Source organism: Candidatus Thiodictyon syntrophicum (assembly GCF_002813775.1).
Taxonomy (GTDB): Bacteria; Pseudomonadota; Gammaproteobacteria; order Chromatiales; family Chromatiaceae; genus Thiodictyon; species Thiodictyon syntrophicum.
Genome location: NZ_CP020370.1, coordinates 4,093,802 through 4,111,490, shown reverse-complemented (window position 1 = coordinate 4,111,490; position 17,689 = coordinate 4,093,802). Strand labels below are relative to the sequence as shown.

At 66.4% G+C, this 17,689-nt stretch carries 17 protein-coding genes; 10 read left to right on the top strand and 7 right to left on the bottom strand.

Annotated features, from left to right (window positions below; genetic code table 11):
• Nucleotides 1-241: 241 nt before the first annotated feature.
• On the bottom strand, nt 242-1,126 hold the full coding sequence (locus THSYN_RS17225; RefSeq protein WP_100920218.1) for a transglycosylase SLT domain-containing protein: 885 nt from the start codon (nt 1,124-1,126) through the stop codon (nt 242-244).
• A gap of 77 nt (nt 1,127-1,203) precedes the next feature.
• On the opposite strand from THSYN_RS17225, the gene THSYN_RS17220 reads away from it, so the two are divergent.
• Nucleotides 1,204-1,770, top strand: coding sequence for a hypothetical protein (locus tag THSYN_RS17220; protein WP_100920217.1), 567 nt, complete (start codon nt 1,204-1,206; stop codon nt 1,768-1,770).
• On the opposite strand, the gene THSYN_RS17215 is transcribed toward THSYN_RS17220, so the two are convergent.
• On the bottom strand, nt 1,721-2,551 hold the full coding sequence (locus tag THSYN_RS17215) for an endonuclease/exonuclease/phosphatase family protein (protein ID WP_100920216.1): 831 nt from the start codon (nt 2,549-2,551) through the stop codon (nt 1,721-1,723). The two genes, THSYN_RS17220 and THSYN_RS17215, sit on opposite strands and share 50 nt — an antisense overlap.
• A 217-nt stretch (nt 2,552-2,768) precedes the next feature.
• The gene (locus tag THSYN_RS17210; protein ID WP_100920215.1) at nt 2,769-3,413 is read right to left on the bottom strand and encodes a c-type cytochrome; all 645 of its coding nucleotides are present in this window, start codon (nt 3,411-3,413) and stop codon (nt 2,769-2,771) included.
• A gap of 434 nt (nt 3,414-3,847) precedes the next feature.
• Here THSYN_RS17210 and THSYN_RS17205 point away from each other — a divergent pair, with 434 nt between their 5' ends.
• Both THSYN_RS17205 and THSYN_RS17200 read left to right on the top strand, forming a co-directional pair.
• Nucleotides 3,848-4,741: an S-methyl-5'-thioadenosine phosphorylase gene (locus tag THSYN_RS17205; protein WP_100920214.1), complete on the top strand. Its 894-nt coding sequence runs from the start codon at nt 3,848-3,850 to the stop codon at nt 4,739-4,741.
• 29 nt (nt 4,742-4,770) lie between these two features.
• Nucleotides 4,771-5,298, top strand: coding sequence for an adenine phosphoribosyltransferase (locus THSYN_RS17200; RefSeq protein ID WP_100920213.1), 528 nt, complete (start codon nt 4,771-4,773; stop codon nt 5,296-5,298).
• Between the two features lie 246 nt (nt 5,299-5,544).
• On the opposite strand, the gene THSYN_RS17195 is transcribed toward THSYN_RS17200, so the two are convergent.
• Entirely contained in the window at nt 5,545-7,050 is a 1,506-nt protein-coding gene (locus THSYN_RS17195; protein WP_100920212.1) for a L,D-transpeptidase family protein, read from the bottom strand.
• A gap of 376 nt (nt 7,051-7,426) precedes the next feature.
• Here THSYN_RS17195 and parS point away from each other — a divergent pair, with 376 nt between their 5' ends.
• Nucleotides 7,427-7,885, top strand: a complete 459-nt coding sequence (gene parS / locus THSYN_RS17190) for a type II RES/Xre toxin-antitoxin system antitoxin (RefSeq protein WP_100920211.1) — start codon at nt 7,427-7,429, stop codon at nt 7,883-7,885.
• 34 nt (nt 7,886-7,919) lie between these two features.
• On the opposite strand, the gene THSYN_RS17185 is transcribed toward parS, so the two are convergent.
• Both THSYN_RS17185 and THSYN_RS17180 read right to left on the bottom strand, forming a co-directional pair.
• A complete protein-coding gene (locus tag THSYN_RS17185) occupies nt 7,920-8,339 on the bottom strand; it encodes a HEPN domain-containing protein (protein ID WP_157817749.1) in 420 nt (139 codons plus the stop codon).
• The gene (locus tag THSYN_RS17180; protein ID WP_100920209.1) at nt 8,329-8,820 is read right to left on the bottom strand and encodes a nucleotidyltransferase domain-containing protein; all 492 of its coding nucleotides are present in this window, start codon (nt 8,818-8,820) and stop codon (nt 8,329-8,331) included. The genes THSYN_RS17185 and THSYN_RS17180 overlap by 11 nt, the downstream gene beginning before the upstream one ends.
• Before the next feature lie 94 nt (nt 8,821-8,914).
• Here THSYN_RS17180 and THSYN_RS17175 point away from each other — a divergent pair, with 94 nt between their 5' ends.
• Complete coding sequence (locus THSYN_RS17175; protein ID WP_172965302.1) at nt 8,915-11,002, top strand: helicase-related protein; 2,088 nt, start codon at nt 8,915-8,917, stop codon at nt 11,000-11,002.
• A gap of 62 nt (nt 11,003-11,064) precedes the next feature.
• On the opposite strand, the gene THSYN_RS17170 is transcribed toward THSYN_RS17175, so the two are convergent.
• Nucleotides 11,065-12,075: an IS1 family transposase gene (locus THSYN_RS17170; RefSeq protein ID WP_100917404.1), complete on the bottom strand. Its 1,011-nt coding sequence runs from the start codon at nt 12,073-12,075 to the stop codon at nt 11,065-11,067.
• 121 nt (nt 12,076-12,196) lie between these two features.
• Between THSYN_RS17170 and THSYN_RS17165 the strand changes: the two genes are divergently transcribed.
• From THSYN_RS17165 to THSYN_RS17150, 5 genes are all read left to right on the top strand, one after another.
• Nucleotides 12,197-13,372, top strand: a complete 1,176-nt coding sequence (locus THSYN_RS17165) for a restriction endonuclease subunit S (protein WP_100920207.1) — start codon at nt 12,197-12,199, stop codon at nt 13,370-13,372.
• A 347-nt stretch (nt 13,373-13,719) separates the two neighbouring features.
• Complete coding sequence (locus tag THSYN_RS35405; RefSeq protein ID WP_216644564.1) at nt 13,720-14,484, top strand: N-6 DNA methylase; 765 nt, start codon at nt 13,720-13,722, stop codon at nt 14,482-14,484.
• Nucleotides 14,484-15,272, top strand: coding sequence for an N-6 DNA methylase (locus THSYN_RS35400; protein WP_216644563.1), 789 nt, complete (start codon nt 14,484-14,486; stop codon nt 15,270-15,272). Before THSYN_RS35405 ends, THSYN_RS35400 begins: the two co-directional genes overlap by 1 nt.
• 344 nt (nt 15,273-15,616) lie before the next feature.
• Nucleotides 15,617-16,399 carry a TetR/AcrR family transcriptional regulator gene (locus tag THSYN_RS17155; protein WP_100920206.1) on the top strand — a complete coding sequence of 261 codons (783 nt, stop codon included), beginning with the start codon at nt 15,617-15,619 and terminating at the stop codon, nt 16,397-16,399.
• Nucleotides 16,396-17,544 (top strand): efflux RND transporter periplasmic adaptor subunit, encoded by a 1,149-nt coding sequence (locus THSYN_RS17150; RefSeq protein ID WP_100920205.1) that lies wholly within the window; start codon nt 16,396-16,398, stop codon nt 17,542-17,544. Before THSYN_RS17155 ends, THSYN_RS17150 begins: the two co-directional genes overlap by 4 nt.
• Nucleotides 17,545-17,689: the final 145 nt, after the last annotated feature.

Here is a 17,689-nt window from a genome sequence, read left to right as displayed (position 1 = left end):
CTCGGGCGCGCCGCTGACCGGTGCCGCCAGGCCGACCAGGGCCAGGCCCCCCCACCCCAGGAGAAACTTCACTGCCATCAGGTTAAGCCGCACGCGCGGAGCCGGCTCCCTGCAACTGGAGTCCAAGGCTTCAGCCTTGGCGCTCTCCTCCAAGGCTGAAGCCTTGGACTCCATGGGTGGCGGGGCGCTTAACTTAATGGCAGTGAGGAGACGCCTGCCGGGCCCGGGGCCGCGCACCGGGTCAGGGCCCGAGCTTGCGCATGATGCGCGCCACATAGTCGCGGGTCTCGGTGAAGGGCGGCACGCCGCCGTGCTGCGCCACGGCCCCCTCGCCGGCGTTGTAGCCGGCGAGCGCCAGGCGCACGTCGCCGTTGAAGTGGGCGAGCAGCCAGCGCAGGTAGGCCATGCCGCCGCGCAGGTTCTGCTCCGGGTCCCAGACATCGCGCACGCCGAAGCGCTGCGCGGTGGCGGGGATCAGTTGCATCAGGCCCTGGGCGTTCTTGGGGGACTGGGCGCGGGGGTTGAAGTTGGACTCGGTCTCGATCACGGCGAGCACCAGGTTGGGGTCGAGCTGGTATTCCCGCGCCAGTCCCCGGACCAGGTCGGCGATCGGCCCCGTGGCCGGTTGGGTGCGCGTGGGGCCCATGCCCGGCCGCGGCCCCAGGGGCGGCGACGGCGGGCGCAGGGCGTCGCGGCCGTCGGTCAGGGCACAGATCGGTTGGCGCTTGGGCCGCTTGGCATAGCCCAGCATGGTCAGGATGCGCTTGGACTGGGGGTCGTTTTGGGCCGCGGCCAGGTGCAGCCAGGCCGCCGCCAGTTCCTCGTCGCGCTGCACCCCGGTGCCGTTGGCATAGAGGTAGCCCAGATAATACTGGGCGTTGATGTCGCCCTGTTTGGCGGCCTTGCAGTAGAGCCGGATGGCGTTGTCGAGGCTGGCGGCGACGCCCTCGCCGTGCTGGAAGCGGCGCCCCCACTCGGTCAGTTGGCGCTTGTCCGCGGTCGCATAGGCCTTGGTGAAGGCCGCATCCGCGGCGGCCTCCAGTGACACCAGGGCGAGTGCCGCAAGGGTGAGCGCGCAGCCGCTTAAGATGCGGCCGGTGAGATGCCGATGGGTGCGCAGGCGCATGGCGATGGTCCGCGTTGGGTTCGTCCGGGCAGCGATCTGTTAGCATACCTGATGCCATTCGACACGGGAACGCAGTCATGCCCAACCATACCGGACGGCTGGTCCTGACGACCAGCGATCCCGTCGCCGGTCCCGATGCGGCCCTGCTGGCGGCGGCCCTGTCGCAGTCCGGCTTTATCGGCGAGCCCCTGCCGGGCCGGCGCGGGGCCTTCAGCGTCGGGCGCAATTTCCTGAGCCTGCTCGCCTTCAGCGGGTGCGCGGTGGCCATCGCCGCCGCCCCGGGGCCGGACCCGGGCGCCGCCTTCTGCCATGTGCATTTCTCGGCACTCACCGCGGCCCCGCGCCTGCGCTGGGGCCGCAATACCCGGCCGCCGCGCTGCCCGGGCTGCCGCTCCCGTCTGCTGGAGTGGCGGCGGCGCATCCTGGAGTCGCCGGAGCGCCCCCTGCCCGGGCTGACCTGCACCACCTGTGGCGAGACCCGCCCGCCCTGGCGCTGGGATTGGAAGGAGCAGGGCGGTTACGGGCGCCTGTTCGTCATGGTCGAGGAGGTCTTCCCCGGGGAGGCGGTGCCGACCGGCCGGCTGTTGGACCTGCTCACCGACGCGTGCGGCTCGGGCTGGCGTCACTTTTTCGTACAGGATTGAACGCCTGTCCGCGCAGTTGCGCCGGTTCCGCGAAGTGGCGGCCGGCCGGCAGGGCGAGCGTCATGCTGCGCGGGAGGTGGTCGGACAGGGGGTAGTCGATCACATGGGCGCTGACGATGCGCAGCGGGGCCGAGACCAGGATGTGGTCCAGGGTGCGGCGCGGGCGCCAGCTCGGGAAGGTCTTGAGTTCGCGGTTCAATCCCTGCATCCCGGTGCGCCGGACCATGGCGCGCAGGCTGCGGGAGTCGCAATCGCAATTGAAATCGCCCATCAGGACCAGCAGCGGATGCGCCTGCGCCACCTCGGCCAGGTAGTCGAGCTGGCGCTTGCGGGCGCGCCAGCCGAGCGCCAGATGGACGATGCCCACACCCAAGTGGCCGCCGTCGGCCAGCGGGAGTTCGGCCACCACGGCACCGCGCCCCGGGAGCCCGGGGAGCTTGTGCTCGGTCACCGGACCCGGGCGCAGCCGACTCAGGAGCCCGTTGCTGTGCTGGGCAAAGGGTCCCAGGTCGCGGTTGACCTGGTGGTACCAGTAGGGGAAGGCCGCCTGACGGGCCAGGTACTGGATCTGGTCGACATTGGCGCTGCGCAGGCTGCCAGCGTCCACCTCCTGGACGCCGACTACGTCGAACTGCTGGATCAGTTGGGCGATCCGGGTCAGGTTGACCAGGCGTTCCGGGTGGGGCAGCAGGTGCTTCCAACTGTTGGTCACATAGTCGCTGTACTTGCGCGAGTAGATCCCGCCCTGGACGTTGTAGCTCAGCAGTTTGATTTGCTGCATGGCGGCCGGCGGTGCGGGCGGTGCATGGTCGGGGCGGCCGGCTAACACGGCCCCCGCCCGGGGGCCGGGCCCGCGGGGGCCTCCCGCCCCGGCGCGAGCCTGGCCTCCCACGCGCGGGAAACGACGGCCCCCGAAGACCCGCGGGCGCCCCCGTGCGCGGTCCACCGCAGGGCCGCTCCGGCACCCCCCGACGACCGCGGCCTGAATTGCTCCCGGGTTATTGCCCGAGTCCCTGAATGTACTGCGACACGGCGGCGATCTCCGGCTCCGTCATCCGGGCGGCCACCCCGCGCATCATCCCGTTGGGGTCGTTGGCCCGGGTACCGGCGCGGAAATAGCCCAGGGTCAGCTTCACATAGGCGGCCTGCTGGCCGGAGATGCGCGGGAACTTCGAGAGCCCCTCGCCCAGGCCGGCCGGGCCGTGACAGCCGCTGCAGGCCGGTACCCCGGACTCCGGGTTGCCGCCGCGGTAGATGCGCTCGCCCAGCACGGCCGCGGCGGGATCGGCGACGCCGCCGCTCTGGGTCTGCTTGGCATAGTAGGCGGCCATGTCGCGCGCGTCCTGCTCGCTCAGCGCGGCGGCCTGTGCCGTCATCAGGACGTTCTCGCGCCTACCGCCCTTGAAATCCATGATTTGCTTGTAAATGTACTCCGGGTGCTGACCCGCCAGCTTGGGCCACTCCGGGTTGATGCTGTTGCCCATGGGGCCGTGGCAGGCGACGCAGATCACGCCCGCCTTGGCCTCGCCCGCCGTGGGATCACCGACCGGCTGCGTCGGCTCGGCGGTCGACGCGACCGCCCCCGAGACCCCGCCCGCCACCAGGACCGCCGCCGAAATCGCCTTGAGCCAGTTGTTCGTCATTGCCAATGCCTGCCTAGGTTGTTCGCGGCCGCGCCCGGGCGCGGCCAGCTGAGGGCCGAAAAAACCGTGAATGTATATCAGACCGGGCTCATACAGGTCAATTTCTCCGCGAAAATTCGTGTCGATCGCCGGCGGATCGTACCGCTGCCTCGGCGCTGCCGTGGGCTTGGCGGCCCACCGCGCCCGCCGGGGCGCCAGCCCGGCGCCTCTGCCTGGAGTCCAAGGCTTCAGCCTTGGCGCCCTCCAAGGCTGAAGCCTTGGACTCCAGGCGCTTGGGCCGCGGCGCTCAACTTAACGCCAGTGTCCTTTAAGGTGGGGGAGTCCAGGACCCCCGGCGGCGGCCCGCGGTGCCGCGACTCCCCCGGCTGATGACCGGGATCGGCGAAATGGTGTACCCTCTCGGGCCGGTTGGCAATCACGTTTCGGAGGAGTCAATGGCAGGCAACAGTAGCGCCCCGGTGCTCGGGATCATCGGCGGCAGCGGTGTCTATGACATCGAGGGCTTGAGCAACAAGCGCTGGCGGCGCATCGACTCGCCCTTCGGTGCACCCTCCGACGAGCTGCTGTGCGGCGAACTGAACGGACAGCAGATGGTGTTCCTGCCGCGCCATGGCCGCGGCCACCGGATCCCGCCCTCCGAAATCAACTTCCGCGCCAACATCGACGCACTCAAGCGCGCCGGGGCCACCGACGTGATCTCGGTCAGCGCCGTGGGCTCGCTGCGCGAGCATCTGCGTCCCGGCATGTTCGTCATCGTGGATCAGTTCATCGACCGCACCTTCGACCGCGTCAAGAGCTTTTTCGGCACCGGGCTGGTGGCGCACGTGTCGATGGCGCACCCGGTGTGCCGCCGGCTCGGCGACCATCTCGAGACCGCGGCGCGCGCGGCGGGGATCGAGGCGGCGCGCGGCGGTACCTATCTGGTCATGGAGGGTCCGCAGTTCTCCAGCCTGGCCGAGTCCGAGCTCTACCGCAGTTGGAACTGCGACGTCATCGGCATGACCAACATGCCCGAGGCCAAGCTGGCGCGCGAGGCGGAGCTGTGCTACGCGACGGTGGCCATGGTCACCGATTTCGATTGCTGGCACCCCAACCATGACGACGTCACGGTCGAGGCCATCGTCCGGGTCCTGCTGGCCAATGCCGACAATGCCCGCGGCCTGGTGAAGCAGGTCGCCCCGCTGCTGCACAACGATGCCGCTGCGCCCGCCTGCGGTTGCCGCAGCGCGCTGGAGCACGCCCTGATCACGCCGCCGGAGGCACGCGACCCCGAGCTGGTCGGGCGCCTGGAGGCGGTGGCCGGGCGGGTGCTGCACCTCGCTAAGTAACCGTTCCCAACCGTTGCCGGAAGACCCCTATGCCCATCAAGTCGCGTATTCGCACCGTTCCCCATTATCCCAAGCCGGGCGTCATGTTTCGCGACATCACGACCTTGCTCAAGGACCCCGTCGGCTTTCGCGTCACCATCAATGAATTGGTCAACCGCTATACCGGCGCGAAGATCGACCGCGTGGCCGGTATCGAGGCGCGCGGGTTCATCATCGGCGCGGCCCTGGCCTATCAACTGGGGGTCGGCTTCGTGCCGATTCGCAAGAAGGGCAAGCTGCCGGCCGAGACCGTCGGCCACGACTATGACCTCGAATACGGCACCGACCGCATCGAGATGCATGTCGATGCGGTGTCCCAAGGCGAGCGGGTGCTGCTGGTCGATGACCTGATTGCCACCGGCGGCACGGCCGAGGCCGCCTGCAAGCTGATCGAGAACATGGGCGGCACGCTCGTGGAGTGTTGTTTCGTCATCGATCTGCCCGATCTCGGCGGGCGCGCGCGGCTCGAAAAGCACGGACAGAAGGTGTTCGCACTCTGTGAGTTCGAGGGCGATTGAACCGATCTTCTCGTTCCCAGGCTCCCGCGTCACTGCTATCGCGCTAAGCCTCACTGCCGGTCCGGCCCTGGGAGCGCCGCACCCCAGTGCGGCGCGATCTCGCGGTTAATCCCGCCGGTGTGGATCGAGCAGAGGCCGCGCCGCACTGGGGTGCGGCGCTCCCGGTAGCCGTGCGGCTTGATCTAATGGCAGTGCGGGTTTGTCTGGGGCGAACTGGTCATGGACACCGATCGCCGCCGGCCAGCCTCAACCCCCGGCGGCCTTGTCTGCGGTTGCGGCCGACGGCTGGGCGGGTTCCGGTGCCGCCGCGGGCGCGGCGGGCGGCTCGGCCGCGACCTGCGGTGCCTTGGCGACCGGCTCCGGTGCCTTGGGGGCGGGGGCGGCGGGCGCGGGCGCCGGGGTCGGCGGGGGACTGGGCGGGGTGGCCGCGGCGACTGGGGCGACCGCGGGCGGACTGGTGGGCGGCGGTTCGGCCGGGGCCGGGGCTGCGGCCGGTTGCGCGGTCGGCGCCGTCGCTGCGGGGACCGCGGCGACCGGGGGCGGGGCGGCGTCGGACGCCGCGGCCTGCGGCTGGTCCTGATCCGGTGCGACTACGGCGGGGCTGGCCTGGCTCGGGGTGTTCGCGGCCAGGGCGACCGCCGGGCGGGCGGCGCGCGCCGGCCGCATGCGGGTCGCGACCGGTCGCGGCCGGGAGACGGTGGCCTCGGCGGTGCGGCGCGGCGCGGCGGCGGGTGCACGCTCGCGCGGCGTCTCCAGTGCTGGGCTGGCCGGTTCCGGGCGGGGCGCGGCGGCGGGTTCGGGCTTGGCGATGGGGCTTAGCGCGGGGCGCTCGGCGGGCTCGGCCATGGCGATGACCGGTTCGGCGGGGCCGGGCGCGGGGAGCGTCGCGTCGCTCGCGGCGGCCTGGGCGCGCACACGCGCCTCGACCTCCTTGCGCTCCTGCGCCTGGGCAAGCCGTTCGGCGGCGTAGGCGCGTTGCTTGGCGGCGTAATTGCCGTAATCCGGACCGCTGCCGACCACACTCACCTGGGTGCCGACGCCGACGTGCTCGAAGAGCACCGGGGCCAACTTGGCCGGCAGGCGGATGCAGCCGTGGGACGCGGGGTGGCCCGGGCGCGGGATCGGACCCGCGTGCAGGCCCACGCCGTCGTAGGTGATGCGCAGGTAGTAGGGCATGCTGGCGCCCTCGAAGCGTGCCCCCGAGGGGAACTGACCGCGGCCCGCCTTGGCATTGGTGCTCAGTACCCGGCCGCCCTTGCCCAACACCTTGCCGTAGAGGTTGGAGCGCTTGTTGGCGGACTTCTCCAGGACCTCGAAGTGACCCACCGGGGTCGGATGCGAGCTGAGCCCGGAGGCGACCGTGGTCCAGCCGACCTGCTCGTCCCCGACATAGAAGCGCGCCTTCTGCTCGTCGGTATTGACGATGATCCGGGTGAGCTTGCGGCCCCCGCCGTCCCACTCGTAGAGCTTGCCGGGTTTGGGCTTCTCCTGGGGCTGCGGGATCGGTCCCGGTTCCACCTCCGCGGGCGCGGCGGGCTTGGCCGCGACCTGGGGTCCGGCCGCGGCGGCGTCCTTGGGTCTGGGCTCGGGCTTGGCGACGAAGCCCGCCATCTGGGTGCAGGCGCCGAGCGCCACCAGCAGCGGCGCCGCCAGGGCGACCCGGGCGCCGATCCGCAGCCGGCGGCGGGCGCTCGGTCCCAGCGTGGTGATCAGGGCGGGGGAGACGGGATCAGGGGTCGGTACCGTTGCCATGTTCGGTGGTCAGGCCGGTGCCGTTGCCGGACCGGTTCCATGTTAATTTTCAATGACAGATAGCATAACCGACCTGCGCCGTCATGGCACCTGTGAGTGCGGTGTCGCCCGGCAAGCGGCAGCCGGCGAGCGGCAACCGGAGGTCGAGGCTTCAGCCGGTGGGGGTTCCCGACCGGTCCGACTGGAATCCGCGGTGCCCGCGCCCGACCGGCTAACGGCCAGGAAGACTCGTCCGTTACCCCGGAACATGTATAAGGACCCTGTGGGAGCGGCCTCCGGCCGCGATGCGGCGCCGCGGCCAACTCCGATACCGCGCTCCCCGCGCGGCTATTGATGACTATACTAGCTGCCATCTGGCCTTTTTCGGAGATGATCCATGTCCCCCGCGGTTGCACTATCGGCTACGCCTTCCCTCGCGGTCGATGACCTGCTCGGCGGTCAGCGCGTCCTGGCCGCCATCCCCCGCTCGGCGCTCGACTGGGTGGCGGTCATTCGCCGCGGCATCCCCACCGGCGCCGTGGATGCCCTGACCAGACTGACCCACCTGTCCCAGGCCGAGTTGGCGAATGCCGTGGGCATTCCCGAGCGTACCCTGGCGCGGCGCAAGCGCGAGGGCAGGCTCAACAGCGAGGAGTCGTCCCGGCTGCTGCGTCTGGCACGCGTGGTGGCGCGCGGTGAAGAGGTCTTCGCGAACCTGGACGCGAACATCGCGTGGCTCAAGTCGATTAATGCCTCGCTCGGCGGAGTCACCCCGCTGAGCTTGCTGGATACAGACATCGGCGCCGAGGGTGTGATGGATACGCTGGGGCGCATCGAGCACGGCGTCTTCGCCTGATGATCCCGGCGCAGATCCCGACCTCAGCATCAGCCTATCGCTCCTTGACGTCTGCCGGAATCTGCGCCAAACCCCAAGCGACGACCCGACCCGCCAGGGTCGCCGCCTCTCTCGCCTCCTGACGGCTTACAGGTTCGTCCTCGCCTGGATAGCGGGCAGCGACTGCATAGCGGGTCAAGCTGCTGGCTTCGATCACGTCTTGCGTATCGGAGAATCCGGCCTTTTCGCAGAGCGCCAGGAGGGCGCCGATCGCGTGTGTGTGCGGGAAATCTATCTGCCGCAGGACCAACAGCGCCTTGAGCAATTTTTCCACGGCTTGTTGTGCATGAAATGCCACGATTTCCGGTGCGATACGCTCGTCATCGGTCAGCGACGCGACGGACATGTCGGCCTGTGCCCGTCGCAGCCACTCGGCTACAAGATTGCCGACGACTTCGTCAGGTTCATCTGGCATACAGCACCTTACCCTCACGCAACGCCGGGCGCACGACGGTCCCGACGACATCGCGATGAGCCAGAACATAGTCCGAGCGCGTTACCACGATATCCACGGGGATGCTCAAGCCCGCCAGTGCGCGATAAATCCGTCCGGACTCGGCCCGCGGCGACTCAACCTCGTCCTTGACGACCAAGAGGTCGAAATCGCTATCCGGTGCGGCATCACCGCGCGCCTGCGAACCGAACAAGATGATCCGTCGCGGGTCGCTGACCGCCACAATGCGGCGAACGATCTCGCTCAACTGGTCTTCATGTGTTTGATCCACCTTACAATGATCTCCGATGGGTTCATCGTGGTCATGGTCGTCTCCGCCGGGTGCCAACAATGGCACAGTTGGCCAGGCATTGCCAAGGACGTAGCGGCCGCAGACCGGGCGGGACGGCCGCCGGCGCAGGCCGCGTGAGCCCGTCAGCGCCGCACCCCGGTGCGATCCCATGTCGGTCTGCCGCCGCGTGCGATATATTGACCGAAGAACCGCGACCCCCGTCGTCACCCCGCCACCGACCTCACCCAGCAGGACGCCTCACGCCATGGTCCCACCCGCCAACCGCCGCAGCGAGGCCGACACCCGCATCGAACTCATCAATCCCGCCCTGCGTCGGCGCGGCTGGCTGCAAGAGCAGGGCATGATCAAGCGCGAGGTCTGCGCCGGCACCATCGAGATCATCGCCGGCAAGCCCCGCCGCCGGGCCCAGGGCCGGGTCGACTACACGCTGCGCATCCTGGCCGGCGGCGCCGGTCAACCGCTGGCCCTGGCGCTGGTCGAGGCCAAACACGAGGGACTGCCCCCCGGTCACGGGATGCAGCAGAGCCGCGGCTACAGCCGCGCCAAACGCCTGAACGTCCCCTTCGTCTACGCGACCAACGGACACCTGTTCGTCGAGTTCGACCGCTTCACCGGCCGGATCAGCCAGCCGCGGCCAATGGCCGAGTTCCCCACCCCAGAGGAACTGCGCGAGCGCTACGAGGCCGGCATGGGCTTCGCCTTGACGGATGCCGCCGCCCAGCCCCTGCTGCAACCCTACCCGGGTGGTGAGGACGGCCGCCGCTACTACCAGGACGCGGCCATTCGCGCCATCCTGGAGAAGATCGCCCACTGCGCCAACACCAATGATGCCATACGCGCCCTGCTCACCATGGCCACCGGGGTGGGCAAGACCTTCATCGCCGTCTACCCCAACGCCGTGCACATCGGCCTCACCGCCACCCCGCGCCGCCTGCGGCTCGGCAAGCCCCGCGATGCCATCGAGCCCGCCGTCGCGGCCGAGATCGACGAGGCCGAACAGATCACCGCCGACAACCGCAGGTACTTCGGCGAACCGGTCTACGAGTACGACATGGCCCAGGCCATGGAGGACGGCTATCTGGCCGTGTGCCAGATCGACAAAGGCCGGGTCAACCTGGACCAGACCGGCCTCACCATCGCCGAGGTCATGGCACGCAACCCCCGTGACGCACTCACGGGGCAGCGGGTCTCCGAGGCCCAGGTCCGCGAGCGCTACGCGGCCCCCAGCTTCGAGGACCTTGTCATGCTCCCGGACCGGGTCACCGCCATGTGCGCGGACCTGTTCGATTACCTGCTCGCCACCGGCGGCCCCGAGCAAAAGACCGTCATCTTCTGCGCCCGCGACAGCCATGCCGATGCCGTAGTGGCCGCGATCGGCAACCGCTATGTGCAGTGGTGCAAGGAGCTGGGCCGTAAACCGGTCGAGGACTACGCCTTCAAGTGCACCGCCGCCAGCCAGGGCAGCAAGCTCCTGGCCGACTTCCGCGGCGCCAACAGCCGCTATTTCATCGCCGCCACGGTGGACCTGCTCAGCACCGGGGTCGACGTGCCCCGGCTGCGCAATGTCGTCTTCTTCCGCTATGTGCGCTCACCCATCAGCTTCTATCAGATGGTCGGCCGCGGCACTCGCATCGATGAGGCGAGCGGCAAGCTCATGTTCCATGTCTACGACTACACCGACGCCACCGACCTGTTCGGCGCCGAGTTCTTCACCGACCCGCGCGAGCCCGGCGATGGCGATGGGGATGGCGGGGCCGATCCAGAGCCGGTGATCGTGGTCGACGGCTTTGACGTCAGCGTCGATGGCAAGAACCGCTACGTGCTCGGGCAGGAGGACGGCCGCGATCAGCCGATACTGCTGACGGTCTACAAGCAGCGCCTGGCGACTCAATTGCTTGCGCAGGCCCCGACCCTGGCCGACTTCCGCGCCCGCTGGGCCGAACCGCAGGAGCGCCGCGCCCTGATCGACAAACTGGTCCGCGGCGGCCATCCCCCCGCCACGCTGCGGGCCGTCGAGCAGATGGCCGACTATGACCTTTACGATGTCCTGGGCGATCTCGGCTTCCACATCAGGCCCCGCACCCGCCAGAACCGGGTCCAGGCCTTCCTGATCAAGAACGAGGACTGGCTCGACGGCCTGCCGCCCCAGACCGCGGCGGCCGTGCGCGCCATCGTCGCGCAGTTCGAGCACAGCGGCACCGAGGGGCTGGAATCGACCCATGTATTCGCCTCGCCGGCCTTCGTGGCGGCGGGCGGGTTTGCGGCGCTGGAGGCTGGGGGAGATCCGGCGGCTTTGGTGCGGGAGGCGAAAGAGAGGATGTTTTCGGCATGAGCGTTGATATTGGGCACTGGTTCAGTTTGGTTCTTCCTTATCCTTATGTTTTTGTAGTATTTTTATAACCTGGGCTGTCGAACTCTAAGGACCTCATCCCACGAGAGTCCCTGCTGGAGAATCCCCAGAGCCACCGCAGGAACCTGTTTTGTCGTGAAGTGGCTGCGAATAAAGTTATGGACAATCCACAACATATCCAATGTTCTTTGCAAACCAGAAATGCTCTTCGCGTACGTATTCGTTCGGCGGCGATAAGCAGAATTCTTTCGCCGAAATGAAGCGTTCGATGCTTCCAAATGATTAGCATGAATATCGGCTGGCGTCACATCTTGATCGGTTTCTGGATGCTCCGGATGAGGGGTTTCGTATTTGGGACGCGAGTGCCCCGTTCTATCAGTTCCTTTCCCTTTATTCTTAAGGCGCACCTTCACACCGCGACGAAGCACTTTCGGTGGGCGGCCGCGTTTTCCGGTTCGCAATACTTCGTGGCAAATTTCAAACAGGAGATTGCCATACCGACGTTCCCCGTCGGTGACTAGAGTGACATCGCCAGTACGCAGGATGACATCTCTAAGTATTTGTATGGCATATGAAAATAGGCTGCGATCCTTTTTCCCGCACTGAAGCGCCCAGATAAATCGACTTGCCCTTTCCATCAGTACGATCGTCCAGCCTTCACAATCCTCCGGGGGGACATTCCTATTCACTTTCGTATAAAGCTCATCACCTTCGATCAGTTGCTCAATAAAGGTGTGCGTCAGGGCATATATGACCAGCACATCCTTGCAATCGGCCAGGCGACGCTCCCATAGGAGCAACGTATTCTTCGCAATCGCGAAGGCCCGGCAGGCGGCGTTCAAGCCGATCCCCTCAGTGCGCGTTTTGAGCACTTGAATGATGAAGCTGGTCGGTTTCCTGAGCCCCTCGATAAGGGTGGCTTTGGTCTCGGAAAAGAGCCTATTGCAACTTTGACATCGCCACAGCAAACGCGTACCGTTATGACCGGTTTGATACGTCTTGTGATGCCGACAATTCTGTGAATTGCAATGAGGGCATGTCCATTGTCCGTTCAAGAAGTTCTCACTTATTCAAAAAGTGACGGAAACCCGCGCCGAACTAGATATATTACATATATTTCAATGTCTTGTAAACAGGAATTAAACTGAACCAGTGCCTGATATTGGGAGAGACCTTATGGGTGATTGGCCCATGGCGCGGCTTGGAGACCTGGCGACCTACATTAACGGAAGACCATTTAAGCCAAGCGATTGGGGAACGACCGGCCGGCCAATCATAAGAATACAGAATCTGACGGACCCATCAGCGCCTTTCAATTTCTATACGGGATCGGTCGACGAAAGAAATTTAATCCGCGCTGGAGATCTCCTTGTTTCCTGGTCCGCCTCTTTGGATGCCTTCATTTGGCACAGGGGCGAAGCAATCTTGAACCAGCATATATTCAAGGTAGTCGAAAAAACGTCGTCAGTCGACCGTCAATATCTCTACTATGCTCTCCGGGAAGTGATGGGGGAAATCAGGAAGCAAACTCATGGCGCTACGATGAAGCATATCAACAAACCAGAGTTTGAAGCCTTTGAGATTCCGCTACCCCCGCTGCCGCAGCAGCAGCGGATCGCCCAAGCCCTGAAGACGCGACTCGCGGTGGTCGAGCGAGGACGGCAAGTCAGCGCCGAACGTCTTCAGGCCGCCAGTGCCCTGACGGCCGCCTATCTGCGCGAGGTGTTTGAGACTGAGGAGGCGGATGAGTGGCAGGAGTTCAGCCTCGGAGACTTGGCACTAATAGTACAGAACGGCCTGTACAAGAAGGCTGAATTCTATGGTTCAGGAGAGCCATTGATCCGGATGTATAACGTCGATAACGGGACTTGGCGCCTCAACCATAAGGAACTGGCGAGTGTGATACTCGCTGATGACGAAAAGGAGAAGTTCCGATTGCAGGCTCGCGATCTCCTGGTAAGTCGAGTCAACAGCTACGAACAAGTCGGTAAATCAGGGATCGTGTCGGATGCAGAAAGCAGCTACTTCTTCGAGAATATGCTGATACGGCTCCGCTTTGTGCCGGAGGTCGATCCGCTGTTTATGGTGCAGCAATTGGCGACGCGCCGCGTCAGAGAAGCCTTGCGGGGCGTCGCCAAGCGTGCGATTGGACAGGTTTCTATCAACTCGAGCGACTTGCGGAATCTGAAAGTTCGCTTACCCGACATCAACCGCCAAAAGCAAATCAGCCTCCTGTTGGATGCGCGCATCGATTCCGCGGCCTCGTTACGGAAGTTGGTCAGCGAGGAGGTCTTGGGGTTCGCTGATATTCCCTCCGTACTCCTTCGCCAAGCCTTCTCCGGTGCCCTGTGACCCTCGCGGTATCCGCAACTTTGCAAGAGAGAAGAGTCTCACGCAAAGACGCAAAGACGCAAAGAAGAGAGTGTCTTGATTCTCTCTGCGTCTCCGCGCCTCCGCGTGACACCGTTCTTCTCGTTCCCCGGAGCGGCGATCACCTTCTCGTTCTTGGCGAGCTTGGCGCCTTGGCGTGATCATTCCTTTTCTTCTTTGCGTCTTTGTGTCTTTGTGAGAGAATTCTTATACTTCCTCGCGTCTTGGTGTGATCTTGCTGTTGACCAGCGCAAACGATGGGTTTCGCTGCGCTCTACCCATCCTACGGCGCCTTGGCGTGAGACATCTTAAGCGATATAGGTAATGACATGGCCAAGCAGGCCCCCAACGGCAAGCCCCTGGCGAGCCGTCAATCAGTCGACCAAGCGGTCAAGGCCATCTGTGACATCATGCGCCGCGGCAATGTCACCAGCGCCGTGCAGTATGTCCCGGAACTGACCTGGATCCTGTTCCTGCGCGTCCTGGACGAGACCGAGCAGCGCGAGCAGCGCGAGAGCGCCATCCTCGGGCGCAGCTTCCTGCCGTCACTCACGGCGCCGTACCGCTGGCGCGATTGGGGCGCTCCGGACGGCACCCAGCGTCGCGCACTGCAGGACAAGCCACAAGGTGCCTTCTTTGCTTTCGTTAATCAGGAGCTTTTGCCGCACCTCAAGGCCCTCGAAACCCAACCCGAGGCCAGCGTGCGGCAAAAGCTGATCAGCGAGATCATGCGCGGTGTGGAACGCACCCGCATCGACACCGAGAAGAACTTCCGCGACGTGCTCGACAAGGTCCATGAACTGCGCAACGAGCGCATCGATCAGACCCAGGTCTTCGCCCTGTCACAGGTCTATGAGGGCCTGCTGCTCAAGATGGGGGAGAAGAACAACGACGGCGGTCAGTTCTTCACCCCGCGCGTGGTGGTGCGGGTGGTGATCGAAGTCCTGGACCCGCAAATCGGCGAGACCGTCTACGACCCCGGCTGCGGTACCGGCGGCTTTCTGGCGGAGGCCTATCAATACATGCTGCGCGCCTTGGATGCCGGCACCGGCAGCCCCGATGAGCGCGAGCAACTCAAGGAACAGACCTTCTGATGAACAGCCTGGACCCGCGGGACGGGCGCTGCGGCATCGTGGTCGACGAGGGACTGCTGTTCCGTACCAACGAGGACGCCTTCATCAAGACCAAGCGCAAGCTGCTCGATGAGTTCGACCTCTGGTGCATCCTGAGCCTGCCCGGCGGGGTCTTCACCCAGGCCGGCGCCGGGGTCAAGACCAATTTGCTATTCTTTCGGAGCGGGCGCCCGAGCGAGCGGATCTGGTACTACGACCTGTCGGATATCAAGGTGTCGAAGACCAGGCCCCTGACCCGGGCGACCTTCGAGCACCGGCCGGTGCCCCGCCTGGACAGCGCGGGGCTGCCGGTCACGGACGACCAGGGAGCGGCGATCGAGGACGATTGCGGCTTTCTGAAGCTGCTCGCAACCCGTGCCGACAGCCCCTTCAGTTGGACGCTCGATCTCGCCGCCCGGCGCGACCAGCTCAAGGCGCAGGCGCAGCCCTACCGCGACCAGGCACAGGTCAAACGACGCGAGGCGGCGCCGTTCGGTGAGCGCCTGCAACAGCTCAAGGCGACGGCGCGCAAGGACCAGGACGAGGCCGCCATCACCGCGGCGCAGGCGCGGTTTGGCGCCCTGACCAAGGAGGCACGCACCCTGGAGGGCAAGGCCGACGACATCGAGAACCAGCTCTACGACCTCAAGGCGGTCAATCCCAATCGGTCGGACGCCAGTGATGCGCGCACACCTGACGAGCTCTTGGATTTCATCGAACAGAAGGGGCGGGAGATCGCCGCGGTGCTGGCAGAACTGCGCGGCCCTTGATCTTCGTTCCAGGCGGCGGGGATGGTCCGCACAGCGGACCCTACGGTGGCTCCGTCCCCGTAGGGTCCGCTGTGCGGACCGGCGACCGCGCGCCTGAGCGGGTGACCACGATTGGGGCGGGGAGACGGCTTCGCCGCGAGGTCGTCCACATGTGCAGTGGCCGCTTCTGTGGATAACCTGTGCCGAAGCTGTCAGGTGGCTTGACGAACAGGGGCTTGGCGAAGGCGGTCAAGGATTGATCAGGGCCGCCCGGGGTCCGGCCTCCACGCTGTAACCAAACAAACGTTTGAAATACCGCAGCGATGGAGTAGACTTAGCGGCTGATCCAGCACCTGCCGCCGTCCATGCCCCCACTCGAACAGGCCCTCGCCAGTCGCCCCCTGGACCCGCGCACCGGCGAAACCCGCCGCCGCATCATCGAGACCGCGCTCAAGCTCTTCGCGGAGCACGGCTTCCGGGGTGTTTCGGTGCGCGACCTGAGCGCCGCGGCGCAGGTGAACGTCGCCGCCGTCAACTATCACTTCGGCAGCAAGCAGGGGCTCTATCACACCATCTTCGCCACCGTGCTGGACGAGGACGAGGGGTGTTTCGCGCGGCAGATCGAGGAGGTGACCGCCCTGCTGGGGCGCGCCGGGTCCGATCCGGTCCTGCTGGCGGCGGCGGTGGAGTCCTTGGCCCGCGGGGTCTTGGGGCGCCTCTCGGCCTTCGAGCACCTGCGCTGGTTCAGCGTCCTGGTGGCGCGGGAGCTTGCCTTTCCCGGCGAACTCTTCGACCTGCTCTACCGCCGTCGCGTCGAGCCGGTGCTGCAACTCCTGGCGCAGGTGGTGGGCTCCGCCTGGGGGCTGGCACCGGCGTCCGAGTTGGTCCGGCTCACGGCCAATGTGCTGCACGGACACATGGTGAGCCTGGCGTTCACGCGCCCCATCCTCGGGCGCCAATTGGGGTGGGACCAGGCGACGCCGGAGCGTCTGGACCAACTCACCGGCACTGTGACCGACCTCATCTGCCGCGCCATTGGCCTCACGATCCCCGACCGTGCCGGGCCGCCGCCCGGCGCCCCTAACTGCCGTGCTGACGGGCTGGACCGGTTGCGGGTCCCACGCCGCGACACTGGAGTATCCCTATGAAGGCGAAGACCGGTTTGATCCTGCTCGCGGTGGGCGCCATCGGCCTGCTGGCCGCCCTGGTGTCCTACGGAAAGGTCGGGGCCGACCACGCGGGCGCCAAGGCCGCGCCCAAGCCGCTGCCCCATCCGGCCCTGGCCGTGACCTTGGTCGCGCCCCGCACCGCGGATTGGCCGCGACTGATCGAGGCGAGCGGCGGGCTCTTTGCCTGGCAGGAGGGCGTGATCGCCGCCGAGACCGGGGGCCTGCGCGTGGTGGAGGTGGCGGTGGACGTGGGCGACCGGGTCCGGCACGGTCAGGTGTTGGCGCGCCTGGATCAGGACACGGTGAAGGCGTCGCTGGCGCAACAGGAGGCGCGCGTGGCCCAGGTGCGGGCGGCGCTGGCGGAGGCGCGGGCCAATGGCGATCGGGCGCGCAGCGTCAAGGACAAGGGGGCCATGTCCGAGCAGCAGATGACCCAATACCTGATCGCGGAGGAGGCGGCCAAGGCCAACCTGGCGGCGGCGGAGGCGGCCCTCGAGATGGAGCGGATTCGCCTTAGTCAGACGCGCGTCCTGGCGGTGGACGACGGGGTCATCGCGGCCCGCGCCGCGACCCTGGGGACCGTGGTGCAGGCCGGGACCGAACTCTTCCGCATCGTCCGCCAGGGGCGGGTGGAGTGGCGCGCCGAGCTCACCGCTCAGCAACTCGCCCAGGTCCGTCCCGGCCAGGAGGCCCTGATCCAGTTGCCGGGCGGGGAGACTGTCACCGGCAAGGTGCGTATCGCCGCCCCCACCCTGGACGCCAATACCCGCTACGGCCTGGTCTATGTCGACCTGCCGGCCGCGGGTCCGGCGCGTCCCGGGATGTTCGCCCAGGGGACCATCCGGCTCGGGGCCAGCCCGGCCCTGACCCTGCCCGAATCCGCGGTGGTCCTGCGCGACGGCACGAGCTTTGTCTTCGAGGTCCTGCCCGACGACCGGGTCGCCCAGCGCAAGGTCGAAACCGGACGCCGCAGCGCCGGCCAGGTCGAGATCCTGTCCGGCCTGGACGCGGCGGCGCGGGTGGTGGAGAGCGGCGGGGCCTTCCTGGCCGATGGGGACCTAGTGCGGGTGGAGTCCGCTGCGGCGCCGGCGGGCGTCGAAGAGAAGAAGGTTAGCCGCGAATGAACGCAAATGGACGCAAATGAAGAGGAATAAAATGAGCAGGGGTGGTCCTATCAACGATGCCGCCGAATTCTTTTCTTGATTTGCGTCCATTTGCGTTCATTTGCGGCTAATACTTTTCTTCACTCTCTTTGCGGCGTATAGGTTT

What these genes read in the sequence shown, in the direction of transcription:
- THSYN_RS17215 (WP_100920216.1), bottom strand. Translation starts at nt 2,551, where the DNA reads ATGCAGCAAATCAAACTGCTGAGCTACAACGTCCAGGGCGGGATCTAC.
- THSYN_RS17225 (WP_100920218.1), bottom strand. Translation starts at nt 1,126, where the DNA reads ATGCGCCTGCGCACCCATCGGCATCTCACCGGCCGCATCTTAAGCGGC.
- THSYN_RS35405 (WP_216644564.1), top strand. Translation starts at nt 13,720, where the DNA reads ATGGCCAAGCAGGCCCCCAACGGCAAGCCCCTGGCGAGCCGTCAATCA.
- THSYN_RS17210 (WP_100920215.1), bottom strand. Translation starts at nt 3,413, where the DNA reads ATGACGAACAACTGGCTCAAGGCGATTTCGGCGGCGGTCCTGGTGGCG.
- THSYN_RS17180 (WP_100920209.1), bottom strand. Translation starts at nt 8,820, where the DNA reads ATGGGATCGCACCGGGGTGCGGCGCTGACGGGCTCACGCGGCCTGCGC.
- THSYN_RS17200 (WP_100920213.1), top strand. Translation starts at nt 4,771, where the DNA reads ATGCCCATCAAGTCGCGTATTCGCACCGTTCCCCATTATCCCAAGCCG.
- THSYN_RS17205 (WP_100920214.1), top strand. Translation starts at nt 3,848, where the DNA reads ATGGCAGGCAACAGTAGCGCCCCGGTGCTCGGGATCATCGGCGGCAGC.
- THSYN_RS17220 (WP_100920217.1), top strand. Translation starts at nt 1,204, where the DNA reads ATGCCCAACCATACCGGACGGCTGGTCCTGACGACCAGCGATCCCGTC.
- THSYN_RS17195 (WP_100920212.1), bottom strand. Translation starts at nt 7,050, where the DNA reads ATGGCAACGGTACCGACCCCTGATCCCGTCTCCCCCGCCCTGATCACC.
- THSYN_RS17155 (WP_100920206.1), top strand. Translation starts at nt 15,617, where the DNA reads ATGCCCCCACTCGAACAGGCCCTCGCCAGTCGCCCCCTGGACCCGCGC.
- THSYN_RS17175 (WP_172965302.1), top strand. Translation starts at nt 8,915, where the DNA reads ATGGTCCCACCCGCCAACCGCCGCAGCGAGGCCGACACCCGCATCGAA.
- THSYN_RS17150 (WP_100920205.1), top strand. Translation starts at nt 16,396, where the DNA reads ATGAAGGCGAAGACCGGTTTGATCCTGCTCGCGGTGGGCGCCATCGGC.
- THSYN_RS17185 (WP_157817749.1), bottom strand. Translation starts at nt 8,339, where the DNA reads ATGCCAGATGAACCTGACGAAGTCGTCGGCAATCTTGTAGCCGAGTGG.
- THSYN_RS35400 (WP_216644563.1), top strand. Translation starts at nt 14,484, where the DNA reads ATGAACAGCCTGGACCCGCGGGACGGGCGCTGCGGCATCGTGGTCGAC.
- parS (WP_100920211.1), top strand. Translation starts at nt 7,427, where the DNA reads ATGTCCCCCGCGGTTGCACTATCGGCTACGCCTTCCCTCGCGGTCGAT.
- THSYN_RS17165 (WP_100920207.1), top strand. Translation starts at nt 12,197, where the DNA reads ATGGGTGATTGGCCCATGGCGCGGCTTGGAGACCTGGCGACCTACATT.